The sequence below is a fragment of the Bacillus sp. IS1 genome (genome assembly GCF_032461585.1).
Taxonomy (GTDB): domain Bacteria; phylum Bacillota; class Bacilli; order Bacillales; family Bacillaceae; genus Bacillus; species Bacillus velezensis.
Genome location: NZ_JAWCWR010000002.1, coordinates 794,655 through 815,599 on the forward strand (window position 1 = coordinate 794,655; position 20,945 = coordinate 815,599).

23 protein-coding genes are annotated in these 20,945 nt (G+C 48.7%); 17 read left to right on the plus strand and 6 right to left on the minus strand.

What is annotated here, in order from left to right:
• Nucleotides 1–23: 23 nt before the first annotated feature.
• Both RUW00_RS12035 and RUW00_RS12040 read right to left on the minus strand, forming a co-directional pair.
• Nucleotides 24–1,184 carry an oxalate decarboxylase family bicupin gene (locus RUW00_RS12035; RefSeq protein ID WP_007410043.1) on the minus strand — a complete coding sequence of 387 codons (1,161 nt, stop codon included), beginning with the start codon at nucleotides 1,182–1,184 and terminating at the stop codon, nucleotides 24–26.
• A gap of 117 nt (nucleotides 1,185–1,301) precedes the next feature.
• Nucleotides 1,302–1,457 carry a YvrJ family protein gene (locus RUW00_RS12040; protein WP_012118419.1) on the minus strand — a complete coding sequence of 52 codons (156 nt, stop codon included), beginning with the start codon at nucleotides 1,455–1,457 and terminating at the stop codon, nucleotides 1,302–1,304.
• A 242-nt stretch (nucleotides 1,458–1,699) separates the two neighbouring features.
• Here RUW00_RS12040 and RUW00_RS12045 point away from each other — a divergent pair, with 242 nt between their 5' ends.
• From RUW00_RS12045 to RUW00_RS12065, 5 genes are all read left to right on the plus strand, one after another.
• Nucleotides 1,700–2,230, plus strand: coding sequence for a sigma-70 family RNA polymerase sigma factor (locus tag RUW00_RS12045; protein WP_315956630.1), 531 nt, complete (start codon nucleotides 1,700–1,702; stop codon nucleotides 2,228–2,230).
• A 3-nt stretch (nucleotides 2,231–2,233) separates the two neighbouring features.
• Nucleotides 2,234–2,470: a sigma-O factor regulator RsoA gene (gene rsoA / locus RUW00_RS12050; RefSeq protein WP_003151778.1), complete on the plus strand. Its 237-nt coding sequence runs from the start codon at nucleotides 2,234–2,236 to the stop codon at nucleotides 2,468–2,470.
• A gap of 172 nt (nucleotides 2,471–2,642) precedes the next feature.
• On the plus strand, nucleotides 2,643–3,362 hold the full coding sequence (locus tag RUW00_RS12055; RefSeq protein ID WP_003151779.1) for a response regulator transcription factor: 720 nt from the start codon (nucleotides 2,643–2,645) through the stop codon (nucleotides 3,360–3,362).
• Nucleotides 3,359–5,101 (plus strand): HAMP domain-containing sensor histidine kinase, encoded by a 1,743-nt coding sequence (locus RUW00_RS12060; protein WP_128496878.1) that lies wholly within the window; start codon nucleotides 3,359–3,361, stop codon nucleotides 5,099–5,101. The genes RUW00_RS12055 and RUW00_RS12060 overlap by 4 nt, the downstream gene beginning before the upstream one ends.
• A 63-nt stretch (nucleotides 5,102–5,164) precedes the next feature.
• A complete protein-coding gene (locus RUW00_RS12065; RefSeq protein ID WP_017418936.1) occupies nucleotides 5,165–6,043 on the plus strand; it encodes an SMP-30/gluconolactonase/LRE family protein in 879 nt (292 codons plus the stop codon).
• 51 nt (nucleotides 6,044–6,094) lie between these two features.
• Here RUW00_RS12065 and RUW00_RS12070 read toward each other — a convergent pair whose 3' ends face one another.
• Entirely contained in the window at nucleotides 6,095–6,886 is a 792-nt protein-coding gene (locus tag RUW00_RS12070; RefSeq protein WP_003151783.1) for an SDR family NAD(P)-dependent oxidoreductase, read from the minus strand.
• Between the two features lie 187 nt (nucleotides 6,887–7,073).
• On the opposite strand from RUW00_RS12070, the gene RUW00_RS12075 reads away from it, so the two are divergent.
• The 11 genes from RUW00_RS12075 to liaR all read left to right on the plus strand — a co-directional run bounded on the left by RUW00_RS12075 (nucleotide 7,074) and on the right by liaR (nucleotide 16,909).
• Nucleotides 7,074–8,018: an ABC transporter substrate-binding protein gene (locus RUW00_RS12075; RefSeq protein WP_012118415.1), complete on the plus strand. Its 945-nt coding sequence runs from the start codon at nucleotides 7,074–7,076 to the stop codon at nucleotides 8,016–8,018.
• Nucleotides 7,981–9,027: a FecCD family ABC transporter permease gene (locus tag RUW00_RS12080; RefSeq protein WP_014721787.1), complete on the plus strand. Its 1,047-nt coding sequence runs from the start codon at nucleotides 7,981–7,983 to the stop codon at nucleotides 9,025–9,027. The genes RUW00_RS12075 and RUW00_RS12080 overlap by 38 nt, the downstream gene beginning before the upstream one ends.
• The gene (locus RUW00_RS12085) at nucleotides 9,024–10,250 is read left to right on the plus strand and encodes an ABC transporter ATP-binding protein (RefSeq protein ID WP_104678950.1); all 1,227 of its coding nucleotides are present in this window, start codon (nucleotides 9,024–9,026) and stop codon (nucleotides 10,248–10,250) included. Before RUW00_RS12080 ends, RUW00_RS12085 begins: the two co-directional genes overlap by 4 nt.
• Complete coding sequence (locus RUW00_RS12090) at nucleotides 10,247–10,816, plus strand: cob(I)yrinic acid a,c-diamide adenosyltransferase (RefSeq protein WP_315956622.1); 570 nt, start codon at nucleotides 10,247–10,249, stop codon at nucleotides 10,814–10,816. The genes RUW00_RS12085 and RUW00_RS12090 overlap by 4 nt, the downstream gene beginning before the upstream one ends.
• Before the next feature lie 164 nt (nucleotides 10,817–10,980).
• Complete coding sequence (locus RUW00_RS12095; protein ID WP_014418851.1) at nucleotides 10,981–12,249, plus strand: MFS transporter; 1,269 nt, start codon at nucleotides 10,981–10,983, stop codon at nucleotides 12,247–12,249.
• A 166-nt stretch (nucleotides 12,250–12,415) separates the two neighbouring features.
• Nucleotides 12,416–12,796, plus strand: coding sequence for a protein liaI (locus RUW00_RS12100; protein WP_007410056.1), 381 nt, complete (start codon nucleotides 12,416–12,418; stop codon nucleotides 12,794–12,796).
• A gap of 13 nt (nucleotides 12,797–12,809) precedes the next feature.
• Nucleotides 12,810–13,487, plus strand: a complete 678-nt coding sequence (gene liaH, locus RUW00_RS12105) for a stress responsive protein LiaH (RefSeq protein ID WP_207169007.1) — start codon at nucleotides 12,810–12,812, stop codon at nucleotides 13,485–13,487.
• A 105-nt stretch (nucleotides 13,488–13,592) separates the two neighbouring features.
• On the plus strand, nucleotides 13,593–14,462 hold the full coding sequence (gene liaG / locus RUW00_RS12110; RefSeq protein ID WP_094296281.1) for a LiaG family protein: 870 nt from the start codon (nucleotides 13,593–13,595) through the stop codon (nucleotides 14,460–14,462).
• Between the two features lie 26 nt (nucleotides 14,463–14,488).
• Nucleotides 14,489–15,220, plus strand: a complete 732-nt coding sequence (gene liaF / locus RUW00_RS12115; RefSeq protein ID WP_003151794.1) for a cell wall-active antibiotics response protein LiaF — start codon at nucleotides 14,489–14,491, stop codon at nucleotides 15,218–15,220.
• A complete protein-coding gene (gene liaS, locus RUW00_RS12120) occupies nucleotides 15,217–16,299 on the plus strand; it encodes a two-component system sensor histidine kinase LiaS (RefSeq protein ID WP_003151796.1) in 1,083 nt (360 codons plus the stop codon). Before liaF ends, liaS begins: the two co-directional genes overlap by 4 nt.
• The gene (liaR, locus tag RUW00_RS12125) at nucleotides 16,277–16,909 is read left to right on the plus strand and encodes a two-component system response regulator LiaR (protein ID WP_003151798.1); all 633 of its coding nucleotides are present in this window, start codon (nucleotides 16,277–16,279) and stop codon (nucleotides 16,907–16,909) included. The genes liaS and liaR overlap by 23 nt, the downstream gene beginning before the upstream one ends.
• A gap of 41 nt (nucleotides 16,910–16,950) precedes the next feature.
• On the opposite strand, the gene RUW00_RS12130 is transcribed toward liaR, so the two are convergent.
• Genes RUW00_RS12130 through gerAA form a run of 3 tightly spaced genes read right to left on the minus strand, consistent with a single transcriptional unit; the run spans nucleotide 16,951 to nucleotide 20,577 of the window.
• A complete protein-coding gene (locus RUW00_RS12130; protein WP_095270539.1) occupies nucleotides 16,951–18,063 on the minus strand; it encodes a Ger(x)C family spore germination protein in 1,113 nt (370 codons plus the stop codon).
• Complete coding sequence (locus tag RUW00_RS12135; RefSeq protein WP_014418846.1) at nucleotides 18,060–19,160, minus strand: spore germination protein; 1,101 nt, start codon at nucleotides 19,158–19,160, stop codon at nucleotides 18,060–18,062. Before RUW00_RS12135 ends, RUW00_RS12130 begins: the two co-directional genes overlap by 4 nt.
• Nucleotides 19,135–20,577 (minus strand): spore germination receptor protein GerAA, encoded by a 1,443-nt coding sequence (gene gerAA, locus RUW00_RS12140; protein WP_280144615.1) that lies wholly within the window; start codon nucleotides 20,575–20,577, stop codon nucleotides 19,135–19,137. The genes RUW00_RS12135 and gerAA overlap by 26 nt, the downstream gene beginning before the upstream one ends.
• A gap of 116 nt (nucleotides 20,578–20,693) precedes the next feature.
• Here gerAA and RUW00_RS12145 point away from each other — a divergent pair, with 116 nt between their 5' ends.
• Entirely contained in the window at nucleotides 20,694–20,879 is a 186-nt protein-coding gene (locus tag RUW00_RS12145) for a YvzF family protein (protein ID WP_003151806.1), read from the plus strand.
• The last annotated feature ends 66 nt before the right edge of the window (nucleotides 20,880–20,945 follow it).

Here is a 20,945-nt window from a genome sequence, read left to right on the forward strand (position 1 = left end):
ACTCTGCAAGTCGGTGTGTATCTTCAGCATTTCTTTTTGACGACAGGGTGTTTCTCTTTTGAAAGAATATCCGTAAAGTCTTTGCCCAGATCCAGATGCTGCTGGACGAATTTCTCGGGGAGCATGGCAAGCCATTGGTTCAGGGACACATCGGCATAGTGGTCATCCTTGAAGATTTCCAGGAAGACGAGCGGCTCATCTCCCAAATTCTCCACATAGTGGCCCATTGCGAACGGAACGTAACCGACATCCCCGGCCTGATAGTTAAATGTTCTTGCATGGCCGTCCGATGCAAAAACCGTCATCCGTCCTTTACCGGAAATATAATACTGCCATTCATGCGTGTTCGGATGCCAGTGCAGCTCTCTCATTGCGCCCGGTTCGACCACGACAAGCGCTGAAGCGATTGTTTTGGACACTTTGAAGTTTGTGGAATCCGCGATATATACTTTGCCGCCATCCGTCTCAGCAGTCGGGCCTTCATCCAGCAGTCGGTAAGTGAACGGATAAGGCACTTCACCGTTCGGGCCTTCCACAATGTCATCTTTCAGCTTCCCGGGAACAGGCTCTTCAAAGATGTATTTTTCTTTCCCGGGCAGGCCGGCGAGGTCTTTTTCTGAAACCCCGAAGTTGTTGGCGATGACATCAAGCGGTGTGTGGGCAAGCCAGTCAGTCACTTGGAATGTGCTGTTTTCTGAGAAGGAACCGTCATCAAAAACCAAGAGGAATTCACAGCCTTCTTTCAGCGCCTGAATGGAGTGCGGCAGGCCTGACGGGAAGTACCACAGATCTCCTTCCTTCACGTCATCGATAAAACTGCGTCCCTGTTCATCAACAATCGTGACCCGCGCTTTGCCCGTCAGCATATATGCCCATTCCGCTTCTTTATGCCAGTGCAGCTCACGGATGGCGCCCGGTTTTAAACGCATGTTGACAGATGCCAGATTTTCAGAAATCGGCAGCTCGCGAACGGTCACCTCACGCGCGTATCCGCCCTTTTCCAGCCGATTGTGCACATCTGAGAAAGAGAATTTCATATTATCCACTGTGCCGTGATCCGTTTCCGGCGGCGTCAGCATATCCGGATTTTGGCGGTCTCTTTCAAGGTTGCGCGGAATCGTGACGGTCGCCCCTTTGTCTCCTCTGATCGGCTGCGGGATATTGCAGTTGTTTTCTTTTGACATGTAAATCGTCTCCTCTCAAGCTTTGTTTTTTCAGAAAGAGAATGTGAAAGGCCTTTCGTTTTCCCTTCTGCTTTGTTAAGTGATGCGTTCCGATGAAAAGTCAACTTCGAGTGAAAATTAATTTTTCATTTTCTGATCTTTCAGTTCCGTCATCAGTTCGATCAGGGCGTCAAACTTCTTCTCAAACCGTGTGAGAAGATACATGGCAATCAGAGCCGGAAAGCCGAGATTGCCGATCTGTCTGACCGCTTCTTCTATAAAAACCTGATCCATTATCAGCCACCTCCTGACTTGACCTGCAGTCATGTATATAAGTGAAAGAAAGAGCGGCTCCTGTAAACCTGATATCCCGGTTGAGGGTCTTTTTTTTGTTCCGGCAAAACCGGGACATAAGGAATACGGAATCTTAGTCGGAAAGGAGTAGTTTACTTTTTTTTGCTTTCTTTCATTTAATTTAAATAGGGGGCGGTTTTATGGACTATCAAGTTCTTTTACGGTCAAAATGCAAGGAAATTATGAAACATCCGATCGTTAAACATTTTTTAAGTGACCCAAAGCATTACGAGAAATTTAAAAATGTGCTGGAACATTCAGACGAGAAGGATGCAAAATCACTGGACGACCATTTTAAACAGTTTTATAAGGAAATCCGGATCATCAAATATATGAACTCTATGATCCGGATTTTCTCCATCGATTTTGACAAGCGCATCCGTAAAAATCAGAAGCGCTATCCGCTGACGGTGGATCAGCCGGAGGGAGGTGAAGCGCTTTCCTGTGAAATGGGAAAAGACGCGTATGAAGAGTTTCTGCGGAAGCAGGGGGATTTGAGCCAGCATGTCCAAAACCGAGATTTATACGAAGCGCTTCAGACGTTAACCGATAAACAAAAAAGCGTGCTGACGAATATTTATCTTCACGGAGCGACGATGAAGGAGATTGCCGAGTCGCTGGGTGAATCACGGCAGAACATTTCCAATATTCATAAAAAAGGGCTCGACAATCTCAGAAAGCAGCTGGACAAGCAAAAAAAAGGGGGAAAATAAGCAGTGAACGGGCCATTTGACTTCAACAAAGAGAACACAGATACCGACGAAATGGAACTTTTGATTTCGCGTTTTTCGCCAATGATAAAAAAAAAACTGAGCAATACATCATACCAGGAAAGAGAAGATCTTGAACAAGAATTGAAGATTAAAATAGTTGAAAAAGCGGACATGCTGTTATGCCAGGAAGTGCCGGGTTTTTGGGAATTTATTCTTCATCTTATAAATGAAAGCTCCTGACAAAAGCGGCGGAATGATGGATATTCCGCTCTGACAACGTGAGAAAAACGAGAAGAGATGTCCGGTCTCGTTTTTCTTTTCTGTTTCCCCGCAAGACCTCCGCACTAAAAAAGTACCAAATCTTATCCATATAATGATATGATGAAAAAAACAAAGAGAAAGGAACGTCCAAGTGGAAAATGCGTCAATTTTAATTGTAGACGATGAGAAGGCGATCGTTGATATGGTCAAACGCGTTCTCGTCAAAGAAGGCTATCACAACATTAAGACAGCCGGAAGCGCTGAGGAAGCGATCGAGTTTGTTAAACATGAAACCGCGGATCTGCTCGTGCTGGATGTGATGATGGAAGGCATGTCCGGTTTTGAAGCATGCACCGAAATCCGGAACTATACCGACGCTCCGATCTTTTTTCTGACTGCCCGTTCTTCTGATGCGGATAAGCTGTCAGGATTTGCATTGGGAGCTGACGATTATATAACAAAGCCGTTTAATCCGCTCGAATTGGCGGCGCGGATCAGGGCGACGTTAAAGAGAACCTATAAGCGCGAAGAGAAAACGGCGGTAAAGACGTATTCATACAGCCATTTTTCCTATTCACCGCAAAACGCCGAGCTGATCGTCGGGGGCGAGCCCGTCAGCTGCTCCGCACAGCTTCTGCAGCTGCTTCAATATTTCTGTGAACACCCTGATGTGGTGCTCTCAAAAGATCAGATCTATGAAAAAGTATGGGGATATCCGTCTTACGGCGACAACAACACCGTCATGGTGCATATCCGCAAGCTCAGAGAAAAGATTGAAAAAGACCCCAGCAATCCGTCCTATATTGTAACGGTGCGCGGCCTCGGTTATCGGTTTATTCCCGATCAAGGAGAAAAAGGAACCCGCTCATGAGAATGCGCGGAAAATTTCTGCTCCACTTTTTCGGACAGCTGCTGCTTGTCATCCTGCTGATGTCCGTTTTGGCCGTCGCTTCTTTCTTCTATTTGGATTGGCGTTTCAGCGAAGCGGAGGCCAATGCGGGACTGACCAAAGCGACGGCGGACTCGTTTGAAGCGTGGCTTGATAAAAACGAAGACGGCACATGGGATGTCGATGAGTTTTTAAAGATGTCGGTCAGAAAGCAGAAGGGCTGGCTGCAGATCATTAATGACAATGAAAAAACGGACTACGCGTACAGAGTGCCGAAAGACGTCCCGAGCCATTACAGCAGAAAAGACCTCTTATCCATTTACCAGTACCGGAATTTTGACAACTACAAGCTGAATTACTGGACGGTCACGATAAATGATGAGACCTATTTGATTCTGTTCGGCTGGAAATCCGCCAGTGAGCAGCTTCTCACTTACATCGAATCACAGGAGCCATCCCTCGCTTCCCTTTCTCAATATAAAAAAAGCACGATTGATTATATTAAACGGGAAAAAGGGGCGGTCTACCTTCTCGAAGACAGCGGCAGGCTGCTCGGGGATATCAACAGCACGAAAAAAGAACGGAACACCGTCAATGAGCTTGAATTGCTGAAATACAATTCCAAGCCGTGGAATTACAAACGGGAAATTTCTTTTAAAAGACTCGATAAAACGAAATGGATGGTCGCGTCGGTGCCGAACCCCGTGTACATCCCCGATCACGAGTTTAACAAATCATTTTTGAGAAATGTGATGAAAACCCTCTTCCTCTTGATCGGAATCCTGGTATTTATGATCTGCATCCTGACCATCTGGTACTCTTTCCGTTTCGGCTGGCCGCTGTTTCATACCATCAAATGGCTCGTCAATTTATCAAAGGGCCGGCTTGAAGAGCCGAAGAACCGCAAAGGACAGCCGGTCAGCAAAAACAAAAAAGGCAAAACAAAGCAGCCGTTCCGCTTTTTCGCCGAGATTTTCGAATCGATGGATCAGCTGACCGACACGCTGAAGCGGGATAAGAAAAACAGAGAAAAAATCCAGGCGACAAGGGAAGAATGGATCGCCGGGCTGAGCCATGACTTAAAAACCCCGCTGAGCACGATTTACGGCTACAGCATGATGCTTGAATCGAAGCAATACGACTGGACCCCGGAAGAAGTCAAAGAAATGGGGCAGATCGTCCGGGAAAAATCAGAATATATGTCCAAGCTGATTGAGGACTTAAACTTAACATACCGCCTCAAAAACGCGGCCCTCCCGATCGAACGGCGGCTGATCAACGTCGTGCCGTTTATCAGAAACGTCACGAACGATTTCACGAAAAACACGTTCTCGGAAGGCTATGACATCGCCTTTGAAACCAAAAAGGAAGACATTCTTTTCGCCATTGATGAAGCGTGGTTCCGCCGTATTCTGGAGAATCTGCTGGCAAACGCGGTTAAGCATAATAAGAAAGGGACCGCCATTCGGGTCATGCTTGAGGAATCAGCCGAACAGCTCATTCTGAAGGTGAAAGATAACGGAAGAGGGATGGACGACGAAACGATTCACCAGCTGTTTAACCGTTATTACCGGGGAACGAATACGAAAGGCCCGTCAGAAGGAACGGGACTCGGGCTCGCCATTGCCAAGGAGCTGGTACACCTTCATAACGGAACCATCCATGTCAACAGCAGAATCAGCGCCGGAACGGTGATTACGATTCTTTTTAAAAAAGATTGAGTTTGGACGCCGCTTTGTCGGGAATAACAATAGAAGACTGACAAGCAAAAGAGGTGTTCACACATGGAAGCAGCATTACGAGCAGATACGAGAGCGGTTATCGGAGAAGGCCCTTTATGGGACAAGGACAAGCAATGCCTGTACTGGGTGGATATACTGGGCAGCCAGCTCCATATCTTCACTCCGGCTGACGGAATCAACCGTTCTGTTAAATTCAAATCATTTGTCACGGCTCTGGCCTTGTATTCAAAGGAAGAGCTGGTGATGACGATGAAAGACGGTTTTTACCTGTACAATCTTCGGGAAGATACATTGACGAAGATGAAGCAGCCGAGAGACATGCGGGAAGATATCCGTTTCAATGACGCAAAATGCGACCCGTCCGGCAGATTATGGGCGGGAACGACGAGCATGGAAGGCAAAGAAGAGGAGGCTTCGCTGTACCGTCTGAATACGGACGGCAGCCTTGCCAAAATAAAAGACCAGGTCTCCACCTCGAACGGTTTGGATTGGGATCGGGACCGAAACCTGATGTACTATATCGACACTCCGACGCAGGAAATCGTCTGTTATGCATACGATCCTGAAACCGGAGCCGTATCAGATCCGAAAACGGTCTACCGCTTTCCGGAGTCGCAAGGATCTCCCGACGGAATGACCATTGACCGTGACGGAATGCTGTGGGTGGCTCTGTTCGGAGGCGGCCGTGCCGTCCGGATTGACCCGTTTTTGCATAAGGAAATTGCATCTATCGAAGTTCCGGCGAAATACGTCACCTGCTGCGCGTTCGGGGGCAGAGACTTGAACACGTTATACATTACGACCGCGACGGAAAAATTGACGGAAGCCGAAAGACTTGAGCAGCCGCATGCGGGCGGCCTGTTTTCAGCAGAGCTTGAGACGGGCGGCTGGGAGCCGGTTCCGTTTGCAGGCATGATGTAAAAAAAAGCCCTGGCATATGGGGAAGTTCCCATTGTGCCGGGCTTTTTTGTGTTAAATGGAGCGGATGATGCCGCCTTCAACCCGCTGTGCGGTGCCGTTAATGGCAGAAGCCGCTGATGAAGCGAGAAATACAATCGTATTGGCAACTTCTTCCGGGGTTGCATAGCGCTGAATCAATGATGTCGGTTCATTCACTTTAAAATAATCCCGGACGAAGCTGTCCGTGTCTTCTCCGGCAGCCTTTGCGGCTCCTTCCATGTAAGAAGCGACGCCTTCGGTCCATGTCGGTCCCGGCAGCACGGAGTTGACCGTGACATTTGTGCCTTTCGTCATTTCCGCCATTCCCCGGGACAAGCTGATTAACGCCGTTTTCGTCATTGAATACGGAATCATTTGCGCAAGCGGTTTGACTCCGGCTTCACTGGAGATGTTCAGAATCCGTCCGCTGTTTCTTTCGAGCATTTGCGGCAGAAAACGCCGGCACAGGCGCACGGCGCTCATAACATTCACTTCAAAATACCGAGTCCATTCGTCATCAGACACCTCAGCGAAGTCCTTTACTTCAAAAAAGCCGAGATTATTGACGAGAATATCGACTTCCCCGATTCCGCCGGCGCGCTTGATCAAGTCATCCGCCTCATCCTGACGCGATAAATCCGCAGCGATGCCGTGAACCGTTCCGTAAGCGGAAAGCTCCTCAACCGTCCGTTCCACAGTTTCTTTTTTTCTTCCGTTTACAATCACCTCGGCGCCTTCGGCTAAAAAGCTTTTTGCCGCGGCTTTTCCGATCCCTGAAGTCGATCCTGTAATCAACACGAGCTTTCGTTCAAGCTGTAATTCCATGATAATCCTCCTTTTTACACCATTGTGTAACAGTATACATGATGAATTTTAGTGTGTACGAACAATTTGCTTTCATGCAAAAAGGCCGGATATACAAGCTTTAAAGACTTATAGTATAATTACTGCGAAAAAAGGATACGAATGTCAAAGAGACAATCGTTTACCATAATCAGGGGGAGTTAAAAGAATGAAGAAGATCACTGCCGTCTGGGCGGCGCTCTTGGTCACCGCCTTTGTGATCGCCGGCTGTTCCGGCGCACAGGAAGAAGGAAGCGCGGCCAAACAAAAAGCCGTCTCAACCGAAGCATTCCCGGTAACCATTAAGGATGCCGCGAACGAAAAAGTAACCATAAAGCAGGCACCGGAAAAAATCGTTTCCCTCATGCCGAGCAATACGGAAATTACATACGCGCTCGGACTGGGAGATAAGGTCGCAGGCGTCACGACAAATGATACATATCCGAAAGAAGCGGTAAAAAAACCGAAAGTCGGAGATATGAATGTGAACGCTGAAAAAGTCATCGCGCTGAAGCCGGATCTCGTGCTTGCCCACGCGTCCTCTATGTCCGCTTCCGCCGATGCGATGAAGCAACTGAAAGATGCGGGCATCACCGTCTTAACGGTCAATGATGCGCAATCGTTCCAAGACGTGTACAAATCAATCAGTATGATCGGAAAAGCGGCCGGCAAAGAAAAGCAGGCGGATAAGCTGATCAAATCGATGAAATCCGACCTTTCCGGCATAGAAAAGAAAGCGGCGGCCATTTCTGAAAAAGACGAAAAGAAAGTATTCGTCGAAGTGTCTCCTGACGGCTACACGACGGGGAAAGGTACGTTTATGAACGAAATGCTTGAAGATATACATGCGAAAAACGCCGCCGGCAGCCAGACCGGCTGGGTGCAATTGACGGATGAAGCGATTGTCAAAATGAATCCGGATGTCATCATTACGACAGACGGCGTAAAGGCCGCTGAAGTGGAAAAACGCGCCGGCTGGGGTGCCGTCAATGCGGTCAAACACCACAATGTCTATTCTGTTGATCCTGACCTTGTCACACGCTCAGGCCCGCGCCTTGTCAAAGGGGTCGAGAAGCTTGCAGAAAGCGTTTATCCTGAAACGTTTAAAAAGTAACCGCCCGCTGGCCTACACGGTCAGCCTGCTGTTTTTAGCCGTTTGTACGGCACTCGGCATTTCAATCGGCAGTCTGCATATTCCTTTATCCGACGTTTTTTGGATCGGGATCGGCCGGACATCCTCGGCTGACCCTATGAATGTAAATATTATGATGAATATCCGCCTGCCGAGAGTCGTTCTGGCTGCCCTTGTCGGAGCCGCGTTATCCATTGCGGGAGCGGCGTTTCAGGGACTTCTGAAAAATCCGCTCGCCGACCCTTATACACTCGGGGTATCTTCGGGAGCCTCGGCGGGAGCCGTTATCACCTTGTTTTTCGGCATTCAGATACCCGTCATCGGCCGGTTCACACTACCGGTTGTCAGCATCGCCGCAGCCATTGCGGTCATGGCGGCGGTTCTGTTTTTCAGCCGCCTCGTTCATGCGTCGATGTCGGTTTCGACACTCATTTTGACAGGCATCATCATGAATTCTTTTCTCGGAGCTCTCATTTCGCTTGTGATCGCTTTAACGGGCAATGATCTGCTCCCGATTGTCCGCTGGCTGTTAGGAAGCGTGTCAATGAGGGGCTGGGGCTATGTCGCGCTGTTTCTGCCTTTTTTTCTGGCCGGGACGGCGCTTCTGCTTATCAATGGCAAAGAATTAAACATTATGACTTATGGAGAAGAAAAGGCAAGGCTGTTAGGCGTCAGTACGGGAAAAAGAAAACTGCTGATGATCGCCGCCGGATCTCTGCTGACGGGAGGAGCGGTTGCCGTCTCGGGGACGATCGGATTTGTCGGCCTTGTCATTCCACATGTGACACGGCTTTTGTGGGGAACGGATCATCGCCATTTACTGCCGCTGTCAGCATTGACGGGCGCCGGGTTTCTCATTTTAGCGGATTTGTTTTCCCGCACCGTCATTGAGCCTGTCGAATTGCCGATCGGCATTATGACGGCTTTGGCGGGAGCGCCTGTATTTGCCTTGATTCTGCTTCGCCAGCATCATGGAGGGAAACGCTTATGATCAGGGTGAGCAGCCTGTCCGGCGGGTACGGAGGCCGGATGATTGTAGAAGATGTCAGTTTTACCGCCGGAAAAGGTGAATTTGTCGGCATACTCGGTCCGAACGGCTCGGGAAAAACAACGCTGATGAAATTGCTGACGGGAATGCTCTCTCCGTCAAAAGGCGAGGCGCTCGTCGCAGGCAGGCCTGTCGGCGGATACAAGCCGCGGGAGCTTGCGAAAATCATGGCCGTTTTGCCGCAGCATACGGAGCAAGCTTTTACATTTACCGTTAAGGAAACAGTGTCCTTCGGCAGATACCCGTATCAAAAAGGACTCTTCAGACAGATGGATCAACATGATGAAGACATTGTCCGGGAAGCGATGGAAATGACGGGCATCGACCGATATGCGCAGCAATCCGTCCGCAATCTGAGCGGCGGGGAGCGGCAGCGCGTCTATCTGGCGCAGGCGCTGGCTCAGCAGCCGGAGGTACTGTGTCTGGATGAGCCGACGACCTTTCTTGATCTCAAATATCAGAAAGACCTGCTTGATACGGTGAAGCGGCTGACGAGAGAAAGAGGCCTGACGGTCATCAGTATTTTTCACGACCTAAACGCCGCAGGCCAATATTGTGATCAGCTCCTGATGATGAAAGACGGACGCGCTTTTCCGAAGCAGACGCCGGATCAGGCTTTGAAAAAAGAGACGATTGAAGACATTTACGGCATCACTGTCAGCGCTGTTGCCCAGCAATCGTCGCCGAAACCGCTGATCGCTTTCATGCCGGAAGCGCGGGAGGAAAGAGAGCCTGTCAACGTTCCGTTCGCCTCTCTGATAAACAAAAGCGGAAATACCGTAACGCTTCATACAGAACGGCCGTTCAGAATGTTGACAACCGCATCTGACGGCCCGGGATTTTCGTGGAGCCGCCGGCTTTCCGGCTCAGCGGCCGCTGGTTTGATCTGCCGTACGTTTGATTCGGTCACAATTGCCGTGACTGCGCAGCATACCGTTTGGGTGCTGATCAGCGGACGTTTATCAGAACAGGGATTTGTACGGCTGTTAACGGCAGCGGCAGAAGCGAGAATGCAGGCTCTTTCCGGCAGACAGGCAAAAGGCGACATTGTCATTTGTGCCTTGCAGACAGGAGAGGCGATGGACGTCCCTCAAGCGGAAAGAGCCGTCAGAAGAGGAACCGCGGCATGTGTAAAAGCGGCGGAAGAAGGAGGAATACAACGATGAAGCTGTATACGAAAACCGGCGATAAAGGACAGACAAGCCTGATCGGCGGCAGAACGGATAAAGACAATCTGCGGGTTGAAAGCTACGGGACGATTGATGAGCTGAACAGCTTTATCGGGCTTGCGCTTGCAGAGCTTGATGATTGTGAGAATTGCGGTGATGTGAAAGCCGAACTCCGAAACATTCAGCATGAGCTGTTTGACTGCGGCGGCGACTTGGCGACGGTTTCTGAACATAGAAGCTATACATTAAGAGAGACATCTATTTTCGCATTGGAAGACTGCATAGACCGTTACACGGCTGAAGCGCCCCCGCTTGAGAAATTTATTCTTCCGGGCGGGCATAAGGCGGCTGCTCAGCTTCACATCGCGCGGACCGTCACGAGACGGGCTGAGCGTCTCGTCGTGAAACTGGGCAAAACAGAAGAGATAAACGATACGGTGATGCGTTACTTGAACCGCCTGTCTGATTATTTTTTCGCGGCGGCAAGAGCGATTAACGCAAGACAGGGCGTTCAGGATATAGAGTATGAAAGAAGCGCCGCGGTATTCCGTGATGATGAATAACGTTTTGTTCAGCCGGCAGCAGCAAGCCGGCTGTTTTTTTATAGAGATATCCATCAATTGAACCTTTATTGACAGGAGGAAAATGTATCTTATGAATTATTGACTGAAAAATTAAAAAATGAGATATTATAAGAAACATTGTAAAATAATGGGGGATTTGATAGATGGATACATATAATAAGAGCGAGAGCATCTGGAATAAAAATTTCACCCTTCTGTTTATCTCAAGGCTGGTTAAATTGTCGGGCGACGGTTTTGCCTTTAATTCCATTCTGTGGTTTTTGATTTTTGACGGGGAAGGCGCGATCGGCACGTCCCTGCTCATTGCGGTCACGTTCCTTCCGGAGGCGATGCTGGCGCCGATTACCGGGCCTTTTATGAAGCAGCATACGCTGAAATTCTGGATGTATTTCTCCGACCTCACGCGCGCGGCGGTCGTGCTGATTATTCCGATCTGTTATTTTAACGGTTTTTCTCCTTTATGGTTTGTCATGCTTCTCATGATTGTGCATTCAGCCACGGGAGCCGCTTATAATCCTGCATCCATCTCGTTAATCCCCAATATTGTCAGAGAAAACAGCCTGCAGAAAGCGAATGCGGTCATCCAGTCATCAGGCCAGATCGTCAGGCTTGCCGCCATTACGCTGAGCGGGGTGTTCTTAACATTTATCAGTCCCGCTTATTCTTTGTTTATCGCTCTTATATTCTATCTTCTATCAGGTTTTCTCGTACTCTTTATGTCATACCAAGTCCGGCATGCCAAACAGGATACAGTCGCCGTCAGACAGCGCGGGACGTACTTCGGAAGGCTCAAACGGGGTTTCGTTCTGGTCAGGAAACACCAGATTTTATACCCGCTCGCCATCTATTGTATCTTCATGAATTTTGCGGCCGCTCCGTGGGAGGCGCTCTCTGCCGTTTATGTCGCCGAAGATTTAAACATGCCGCCGATCATCTACTCGCTTTTGAAAGCGACAGGAACGGGCGGAGCCTTTTTAATGGGTTTTATTTTGGCTAAGGTGAAGGTGAACAAATACGGTCTCCTGTTTGTGTCAGCGGGAATCATAGAAGGGGCGGCATTTTTTATCACCGGCCTCAACACTTTTCTGCCGCTCGTCTTCCTCGCCGCGTTTGCGTTCGGATCTGCCGTCAGCGCGATTAATGTGCCGGAATATACGATTATTCAGACGTCTGTGGACCATGATGACCAGCCGCAAGTCTATGCCGTCATCCATATGATCTCAAACATATCCATTCCGCTCGGCGCGGTTCTTTGCGGGTACGCGGCTAACGCCTTCGGTCCCGGAAAAGTCATTGCCGCCGGCGGTCTCGTTGAAGTCCTGTCCGGTCTCGGAATATTGTTCTTTACGAAGCTGGCCAAAGCCGAACGCTCAGATCTCATCAGGGAAAAAGAAGCGAGCATCAGAATATAGATTTTTCGTAAAACGCCCTGCGCCGTCCGGTGCAGCGGCGTTTTTTTATGCGAAGGTCCGGGGGCTTATACGACTCCGGTCTGATATGAAAATCAATCTCTGACTCGTTTTGCCGGCCGCGGGATTTGTTTATAGTAAAGACAAGGAAAACGAAAGGAGGATCTGCATGAATATAAATGGTAAAACGGCAGGCGGCTTTCTGCTGATTGTGTTCGGACTTTCTGTCTTTTTCGGAGGAGGCCATTTCGCATTTATCATCCCGCTGGCGATCGGAGGCCTGATGCTTTACTGGGGAATCAAACGTTTTTCAAAAGGCCGGGCGGTATCGGGTATCATCGCGGGCGTCATCGGAGCTATGATTCTCGTCGGTTCTCTTCCATTTATCGTTGCGATCGGACTGGCCGGCGCCATGGTGTATTTCGGGTGGAAGATGATGAAGCAGGGCGGCTCAGACACCGCTTCCCGCCAGTATGAACCGGAAGCGGCATCACCGGGCTATCAATCCGGATTTGACTCTGAGTGGGAAGAATTTCTGAAGAAAAAATAAGGAGGAAGACAAAATGGTCTTAAAAAGAATAAGAAATATGTTCGTCGCATCTGTTAACGAAGGGCTTGATAAATTAGAAAATCCGAAAGTCATGCTGAATCAATATGTGCGTGATATGGAAAGTGACATCGCCAAGGCGAAACAAACGATTGTCAAACAGCACACGATCGTCCATCAGTTTAAGAAAAAACAGGAAGACGCCTCCGAAACGGCGGCAAAACGGAAAAAACAGGCTCAGCTTGCTTTTGACGCCGGGGAAGAGGAGCTAGCGAAAAAGGCGCTGACTGAAATGAAATACCTTGAGGGAAAAGCGGCCGAACATGAAAAAGCGTATGAGCAGGCGAAAACACAGCTGGCAGAGCTGAAAGAGCAGCTGGAAACTTTAGAAACGCGCCTCCGCGACGTAAAGGATAAAAAACAGGCGCTCATCGCCCGCGCGAACGCGGCAAATGCGAAGGAACATATGAACGCTTCTTTCGACAAAATTGACAGCGAAAGCGCCTACAGAGAGTTCCTTCGAATGGAAAGCCGCATTGAAGAAATGGAAGTCCGCGTTAAATACGGCACTTCAGCTGAGGCGAACACAGAATACAGCCGCTCCCAATATTCAGATGAGGTGGAAGCTGAGATTGAAAAAATGCGCTCGCTTTCTCTGGAAAAAACAGAGCGTCAAAAAGCGGCTCATGAATAATGTGCACAAGGGAAGATCGGCGCGTTTACGCCTCTTCCCTATACGCACGTATCAATTCTCCGGCTTTTCCTTTATAATAAAATGAATGAAAAAGGATGGAACGTAATGAAGCGTAAGATTGCCAAAGGACTGATGGCGGCGTCCGTTCTGATCTGCTGTCTGTTTTTGGTGAAAGAAGTGTTTGCCGGGCGTTTTTTTCCGCTGTACGAAACAGAAGCGGAATCGGCAAGCATACCGCCGCGTGCCGTCAACAGCCTGTCGGTTTCATCGGAACAGACGGATGTGAAAATCATCGCGGAAGCGCGGAATGATATCGCGGCAAACATGACGGGACCGGCGGGGAAAATGTTTGTCCAAAACAGGGGAAAGACCCTCAATCTTAAAGCGAAGGAGAAAGGGTTCCAATTTCTGAATCTCTTTCAGCGCCCTCTGCTGATTGTCCGCATTCCGTATGATTATCATCGGGACATCACCGTCCATACATCAAACGGCAGCATTGCCGTCGACGGAAACAAGGGGCTGTCTCTTGCGCACCTCGGCGTCCGTTCTGTAAGCGGGAATATGTCGCTGAAGCACGTGAAGACGGATGTGTTTGAAGCGAAGGGGCTGTCGGGCAATCTCACAGCAGCAGGCCTTGCGGCAAAAACGGGGGATGTCCGCTTATCCTCGGGACATGTCGGGCTTCAACATGTGGCGGGGGCCCTTGACGTGCGGGTCGCTTCCGGCAGTGTCGACGCCTCGCTTGAGACGGCGGATGCTCCCGTATCCGTCAGGCTTGCGAGCGGCAGCGCAGCGATCACCCTGCCGAAAGACGGAAGTTTTACGGTGAACGCCGAGACGGCAAGCGGAAGGATTCAGCCGTCTTATTCCTTTGAGAAAACGAGGAAGGAAGGCGGGGCATTTACCGGCATGAAAGGCAGCGGCGCCAGGCCGATTGATATAAAGGTGACGAGCGGCAATATTGCACTGCAATAGTCAAGGAAAGGAGGGGCAAGCAGCTGATGGCAAAAAAACAGATTCTCGGACTTATCATCGCCTTATTAGGCGTCAGCATGTTTTTGCGTATTATCGGCATCGGCGACTTCTTATTTTGGCCGCTCTTTTTTCTGATCACAGGCTATATTTTCAATAAATATTCCCGCGGCTGGCTCGGCTCCGTCCTGTATATCTTCGCCGCTTTTTTATTTTTGAGAAACCTGTTCAGCGCCACCTTTAACCTGTTCGGCTATGCCTTCGCCGCCTTTCTCATCTACGCGGGCTACAGGCTCCTGAAAGGAAAGCGCGTGTATGAACATAAAGAGAAGAAAATCAATCTTGAAAAAGAAGAGCAGCCAAAGCCTTCCGCCCAGACGGAAAGCAGACAGCCGGACCTCCGCAGCTTTTTTATCGGCGAGCTCCGGATGATGAAGGACCCGTTTGAGCTGAATGATTTAAATGTTTCCGGATTCATCGGCGATGTGAAAATTGATTTGTCAAAAGCGATGATTCCCGAAGGAGAAAGTACGATGACCATCAGCGGTGTCATCGGCAATGTCGATGTGTACGTCCCGCCGGATATCGAAGTGTCCGTCAGTTCATCGGCTTTTATCGGCGATATGAACCTGCTCGGCTCTAAGAAAAGCGGCATGAGCCCGAATCTGTATAAAGTATCGTCTGAGTACGGCGACTCGCCGCGGCGGATTAAAATTTCAATTTCGTTATTCATCGGCGATGTGGATGTGAAGTATTTATGAGGAAAAAATTACTCGCCAATATTCAGTGGCGCGCCATGCGGATGACCGCGGGACTCAGTCTGCTCCTTTGCGCGGTGTTTATTACGCTGATGCTGCTGTATTACGGGCTTGATCCGATGCTGCTGTTTTCTTCCGGCTGGTTCGGTATTCCGTTTGTGGTCATCCTGCTTTTGGCGTCTCTTTCGGCGGGATTGATTTCCGGTTATGTATACGGCGGCCGCCTGAAAACAAGAATGGATACCCTGATTGAAGCGGTTTTGAAATTTGAAAACGGCAATTTTGCTTATCGGGTGCCGCCGCTCGGCGATGATGAAATCGGTCTGGCGGCAGATCAGCTCAACGAAATGGCCAAGCGGGTCGAGCTCCAGGTCACATCGCTGCAAAAGCTCTCCAACGAACGGGCGGAATGGCAGGATCAAATGAAAAAATCGGTCATCACTGAAGAACGCCAGCGGCTGGCGCGCGATCTGCACGATGCCGTCAGCCAGCAGCTCTTTGCCATTTCTATGATGACATCCGCCGTTTTAGAGCAGGTGAAAGATGCGGATGACAAAATCGTCAAACGGATTCGCATGGTTGAACATATGGCGGGGGAAGCGCAAAACGAGATGAGAGCGCTGCTATTGCATTTGCGGCCCGTCACTTTAGAAGGAAAAGGCTTAAAAGAAGGGCTGATTGAGCTGTTAAAAGAGTTCAAAGCGAAGCAGCCGCTGGATATTGAGTGGGACATCAGCGATACGGGTGTGTCAAAAGGCGTTGAAGACCATCTGTTCCGCATCGTGCAGGAGGCGCTTTCCAACGTTTTCAGACATTCAAAGGCGACCAAGGTCACCGTCAGGCTCGGCGCGAAACATCAAAAGCTGCAGCTTAAAGTCATTGATAATGGGGCGGGTTTTACGATGGATCAAGTGAAAGCATCCTCATACGGCCTGCATTCCATCAAGGAAAGAGCGAGTGAAATCGGCGGCATAGCGGAAATTATCTCCGTAAAGGGAAAAGGCACGCAGATCGACGTGAAAGTCCCGATTTATCAGAAAACAAAAGGAGAGAACGACAGTGATTCGAGTGTTACTGATTGATGATCATGAAATGGTCAGGATGGGTCTGGCCGCATTTTTAGAAGCACAGCCGGACATTGAAGTCGCCGGTGAAGCATCAGACGGGCAGCAGGGCGTCGATCTGGCCGCAGAGCTTTTGCCGGATGTGATTTTAATGGACCTTGTCATGGACGGCATGGACGGCATTGAAGCGACAAAACAGATCTGCGCGAAACTCAATGACCCGAAAATCATCGTGCTGACGAGCTTTATTGATGACGACAAAGTGTATCCGGTGATCGAAGCGGGAGCGCTCAGCTATTTGCTGAAAACGTCCAAGGCGGCAGAAATAGCCGAAGCCATCAGAGCGGCTGCCAAGGGCGAACCGAAGCTTGAATCGAAGGTGGCGGGAAAAGTGCTGTCAAGGCTGCGCCATTCAGAGAATCAGCTTCCGCATGAAACGCTGACAAAAAGAGAACTGGAAATCCTCTGTCTCGTCGCGGAAGGCAAGACGAATAAAGAGATTGGTGAAGAGCTGTTCATTACGATTAAAACGGTAAAAACCCACATTACGAATATATTGTCAAAGCTTGATGTCAGTGACCGCACGCAGGCAGCCGTATATGCCCACCGCAATCATCTCGTGACATAAGAAAAGGAGAGCGGCGCCAGCACACTCTCCCGAAGACAGGGTCATTGGGACATTCCCTTTGTTCCGAAATCCCTGATGGCGACTTTGACTTTGTATTCAATATCCGATTCACTGAAGTGATGGTCCCAGTCAGAGGATATCTTTTTCCATTTATCGGGATAATGAATCCGGACTTGATCGCCTAACCCGGTAATATCCACTTTCAACTCATGCTGCATGTAATCAATGAATGCCATGACATCTGAATGAATGCTGCGTTTTACCGCGTTTTTGATTTCATTTATATAGGACTCCTTGAAGGAATCTTCTTTCGGATTCCAATCCTCAGACAGACGGCCTTCAACAAACCGGGTGACGATAAACTTGAATTTTCCGTGTTTATATTGTGTTTTCACATTATATTTGCTGGAAAATACTTCGAAGGATAAATAATGATTGTCATGCTTTGCAAACGTGACGCCCCCCTTTACCGTGCCTGTGAACAGGTTCATATTCTGGACTTGTAAAGGCGTTAAATTCGCATACCAGAATTTATTTTTAATAATGGTAGCGCCCCAGATTTCCAGTCTGCTGCCCACTTGGCGCACTTGAGGAAGGGCAAAGGTCTCGCCTTTGGCGATTTTCTCGGATATTTCCCCCAATGTCACGGGCTCCATCATCCGGATGGTGACCGAATTATTCTCCGTTAAGTCATAGATCGTATTTGACGCAGGTTCTCCCTGGTCACTGATTTTGAAAATATCTTTCGTTTTATCCGGCACCGTCATCACATTGCAGCTTCTTCTCGTACCGTTGTCCCTGATAAATTGGTTCATCAATGCGTCAAGCGGAATGTTATCCTTTAACAGCGCTTCGGAAAACAGCATGATACGCAAGTGCTGGGAGAATGCGGGGTGATTTTTTAACGATGCCGTTCTTAATGCTTGATGGACGGTTTCCCCGGGAGTGGAAGTTACTTTTGTCGTATCGCCTGACGACGACTGCTGGGAACTTGCTTTTTGCGGAACCAGAATCTGCTGTGTCACTTCCACATTTTCTTCCTCGGGTTTATCGAGCCCGACCCCGATAACGAGGCTCAAGTCTTCTATATTGCGGCTGTCCCAGCACCCGGCCAAAAGCAATGTGCAAAGCATGATTACGATGTATTTCTTCATTGCGCTTTTTTCACCTTCCTTTTCACAGCGACGACTCCAAACATCAGTAAAGGCAGCAAAAAGAAAACCAAGAAGATATAACCGAGAATATCACTGAACATCAACAGTTTGTTGCCGTCTTTTGGCATCAATGATCCGAAGAATGTCGCGATCCCAACGAAGATGATGCCTTTTTTCTGCTTCAGCCCGAAAATTTTATTAAGAGCTGATGTCGCGAAATACCCGTACGAGACATAGGTGGCGAAAAATTGGATGATCCAGACAACAAGCAAAAAGGACTCGAACCTTTCAATAAAAAGCCCTTTGATTTCAAATGATTGAAAGAGCGCGATCGTAGGCCAGATCATTGTTTTGACATCTTGGGTGGTTAAGGCGCCGACGACGAGTACGTAGGTAATGATGTATAAAATAATCGGGATGCCAAAGCCCATGGCCGATACGCGGAATGTGTGCTTTTTATTTTTGAGGTACTCGGGGAGAAACAGCATAATCTCAATTCCCAAGAAGGAAACAGAAACGACGGTCAAGGAAGCCATAACGGGAGAAAACCCCTGCCCGAGCACCGGCCGCAGGTTGTCCAGATCAAATATTTTAAAGCTGAAAGAAAACACCACCAGCAAAATAATGATCGTAATCGTTAAATAGAAAGGAAAGAGCCTGCCGATATCGCTCATGCCGCCGATAATTAAATAAACGGAACAGGCGATAAAGATAAACAGCGTGACCGGCACGGGTGTTCTTTCCAATAAAAAGAACTTGACCATTTCCGCCATCGCCCGGGCTTCGAAGCTGGCGACTCCTATAAAATAGAGACAGATCATAAGATTGACGATATTTCCCGCCCATTTGCCGAGTCCTTCATTCATATAATCAAATAATGATCCGTACTGATGCTTTTTCATAATGAGCGTATTGAGATAAATCAAAAAGATAAAGATGACGCCTTCCAGACATAACGCGATCCAGCCGTCCGGCGAATTTGCCCTTGATGACAGCGCCCGCGGCATGGTGAGGAGTCCCGCGCCGAGCATCGTGTTTGAAATCAACGCTGTCCCTTGATAGCTTGTAAGCTTATTGTGAGTTGTTTTCTGGCTCATTTACGTTTTTCGCCTCTTTTGGTTGATTTTTAATAGGGAGACGGAGAATAGAGTCGTTTGCGTTTTTTAAGCTGAAAAATCCATTCGGCGAGAAATACGGAGAACCGAAGCTTCGCTGTCTCGATAAATGAGTGTAGATCGCCAGCATAAATAAAATCATGCCGTACAGCCCGAAAGCTGCCGCGGTAAACATCGAAATGAAACGGAGCACACGGAACGACAGACCCATCCCGTACTGCGGCACCGTAAATGAAGCGAGCGCGACAATGCTGACCACGATGACCATGATGGAGCTGACAATATTCGCTTCAACGGCCGCCTGGCCGATGACAACTCCGCCCACCAATCCGATCGTCTGGCCGAGCGGGCTGGGAAGCCTCAAGCCCGCTTCTCTCAGCAGCTCTATCGTAATTTCCATTACCATCGCTTCAATGATAGGCGGGAAGGGAACGTTTTCTCTGTTCGCCGCGATGGTGACTGCAAGCGACGTCGGCAGCAGCCCTTGGTGAAACGAAACGAGGGCGATATAAATGGACGAAAAAAACAGCGTAATAAAAATAGACGTAAACCGCAGCACCCGGATGAGCGAGGCGGAAATCCACCGTTCATAATAATCATCGGGAGACTGCATTAAAATTCCTAAAGAAGCCGGGACCACCAGCGCAAACGGCGAATTGTCGACAAGGATGGCGACGCGGCCGTTGAACAAGGCGGAAGAGACTTTATCAGGCCGTTCCGTATTTTGTATTTGCGGAAAGGGCGAATACTTATTATCCTCAATAAGCTCCTCAAGCGTTCCGGAATCCTGGATATCGTCCATCTTCACTTCGCTGAGGCGCTTTACAACATCGCTGACGACAGACGGGTCCGCCTTATCATCTATGTACATGACCGTGGCGTATTTTAACTTATTTTCTCCGATCGGAACCTTTTTCGTTTTCAGCTTCGGATGGTTCGTGCGCTGCCTGATCATGGCGACGTTTGTATCAGAATCTTCTATGAAGGCGATTTTCGGACCTCTTACGACCTTTTCGGATGTGGGTTCATTCACGCTTCTTTTTTCTCTTTTTCCCGTGGACAAAATGTAAACGCTGTCAAGTCCGTTAATAAACACGGCGCATTTTCCACGCAGAATGGAGATGACTGCTTCCTTCGACGTAAAGACGGGGCGGGCGTCGATCTTATCAAGACGTTTCGTCACCGTATCCAGCGTCAGAGTGTCTTCCTCCCGAAGCAGCGTTTCCATCGCCTCTTTTATTTTGTCTTCGTCGTTCATTTCACTCAGATACATATAATAAAAAACAAGCCCGTTCGGAAGCATCTTTTTATTTTGAACCAGGTCATCATTCTGCTCTACGTGGGGAAGCACCAGTGCCAGATTAACGTGTATGTATTCCTTGAATTCCGATTGCGCCATCGACAGTCACCCGCCTTCCAATCCTTAATTGAGGTTATCTTTTCCTGTTAAAAAAATGATATACTATGATAAAGTATTTAATGGTACAAGTTTTTTTATGAAAGCGGAGGAGAGATGTGGCACAAGTCAGACTGGCAGGAAATGCCGAAGAAATTGAACAGCTCATCAAATCATTTGAAGCGCATTACGAAGTGGCTTACACGTCGAAAGAATACCGTAAAACAAATCCGAAGTATAAATACTCAAAGGATTCGCGCGTCTATCTTGAGCTGAAATTAAAAACGGCCAAGGCCGAAAAATAAAAAGGGTTTCATCTGTTACTGGCGAATAATACTCAGGGTGAAGCAACTGTTATGGAGGGATACATA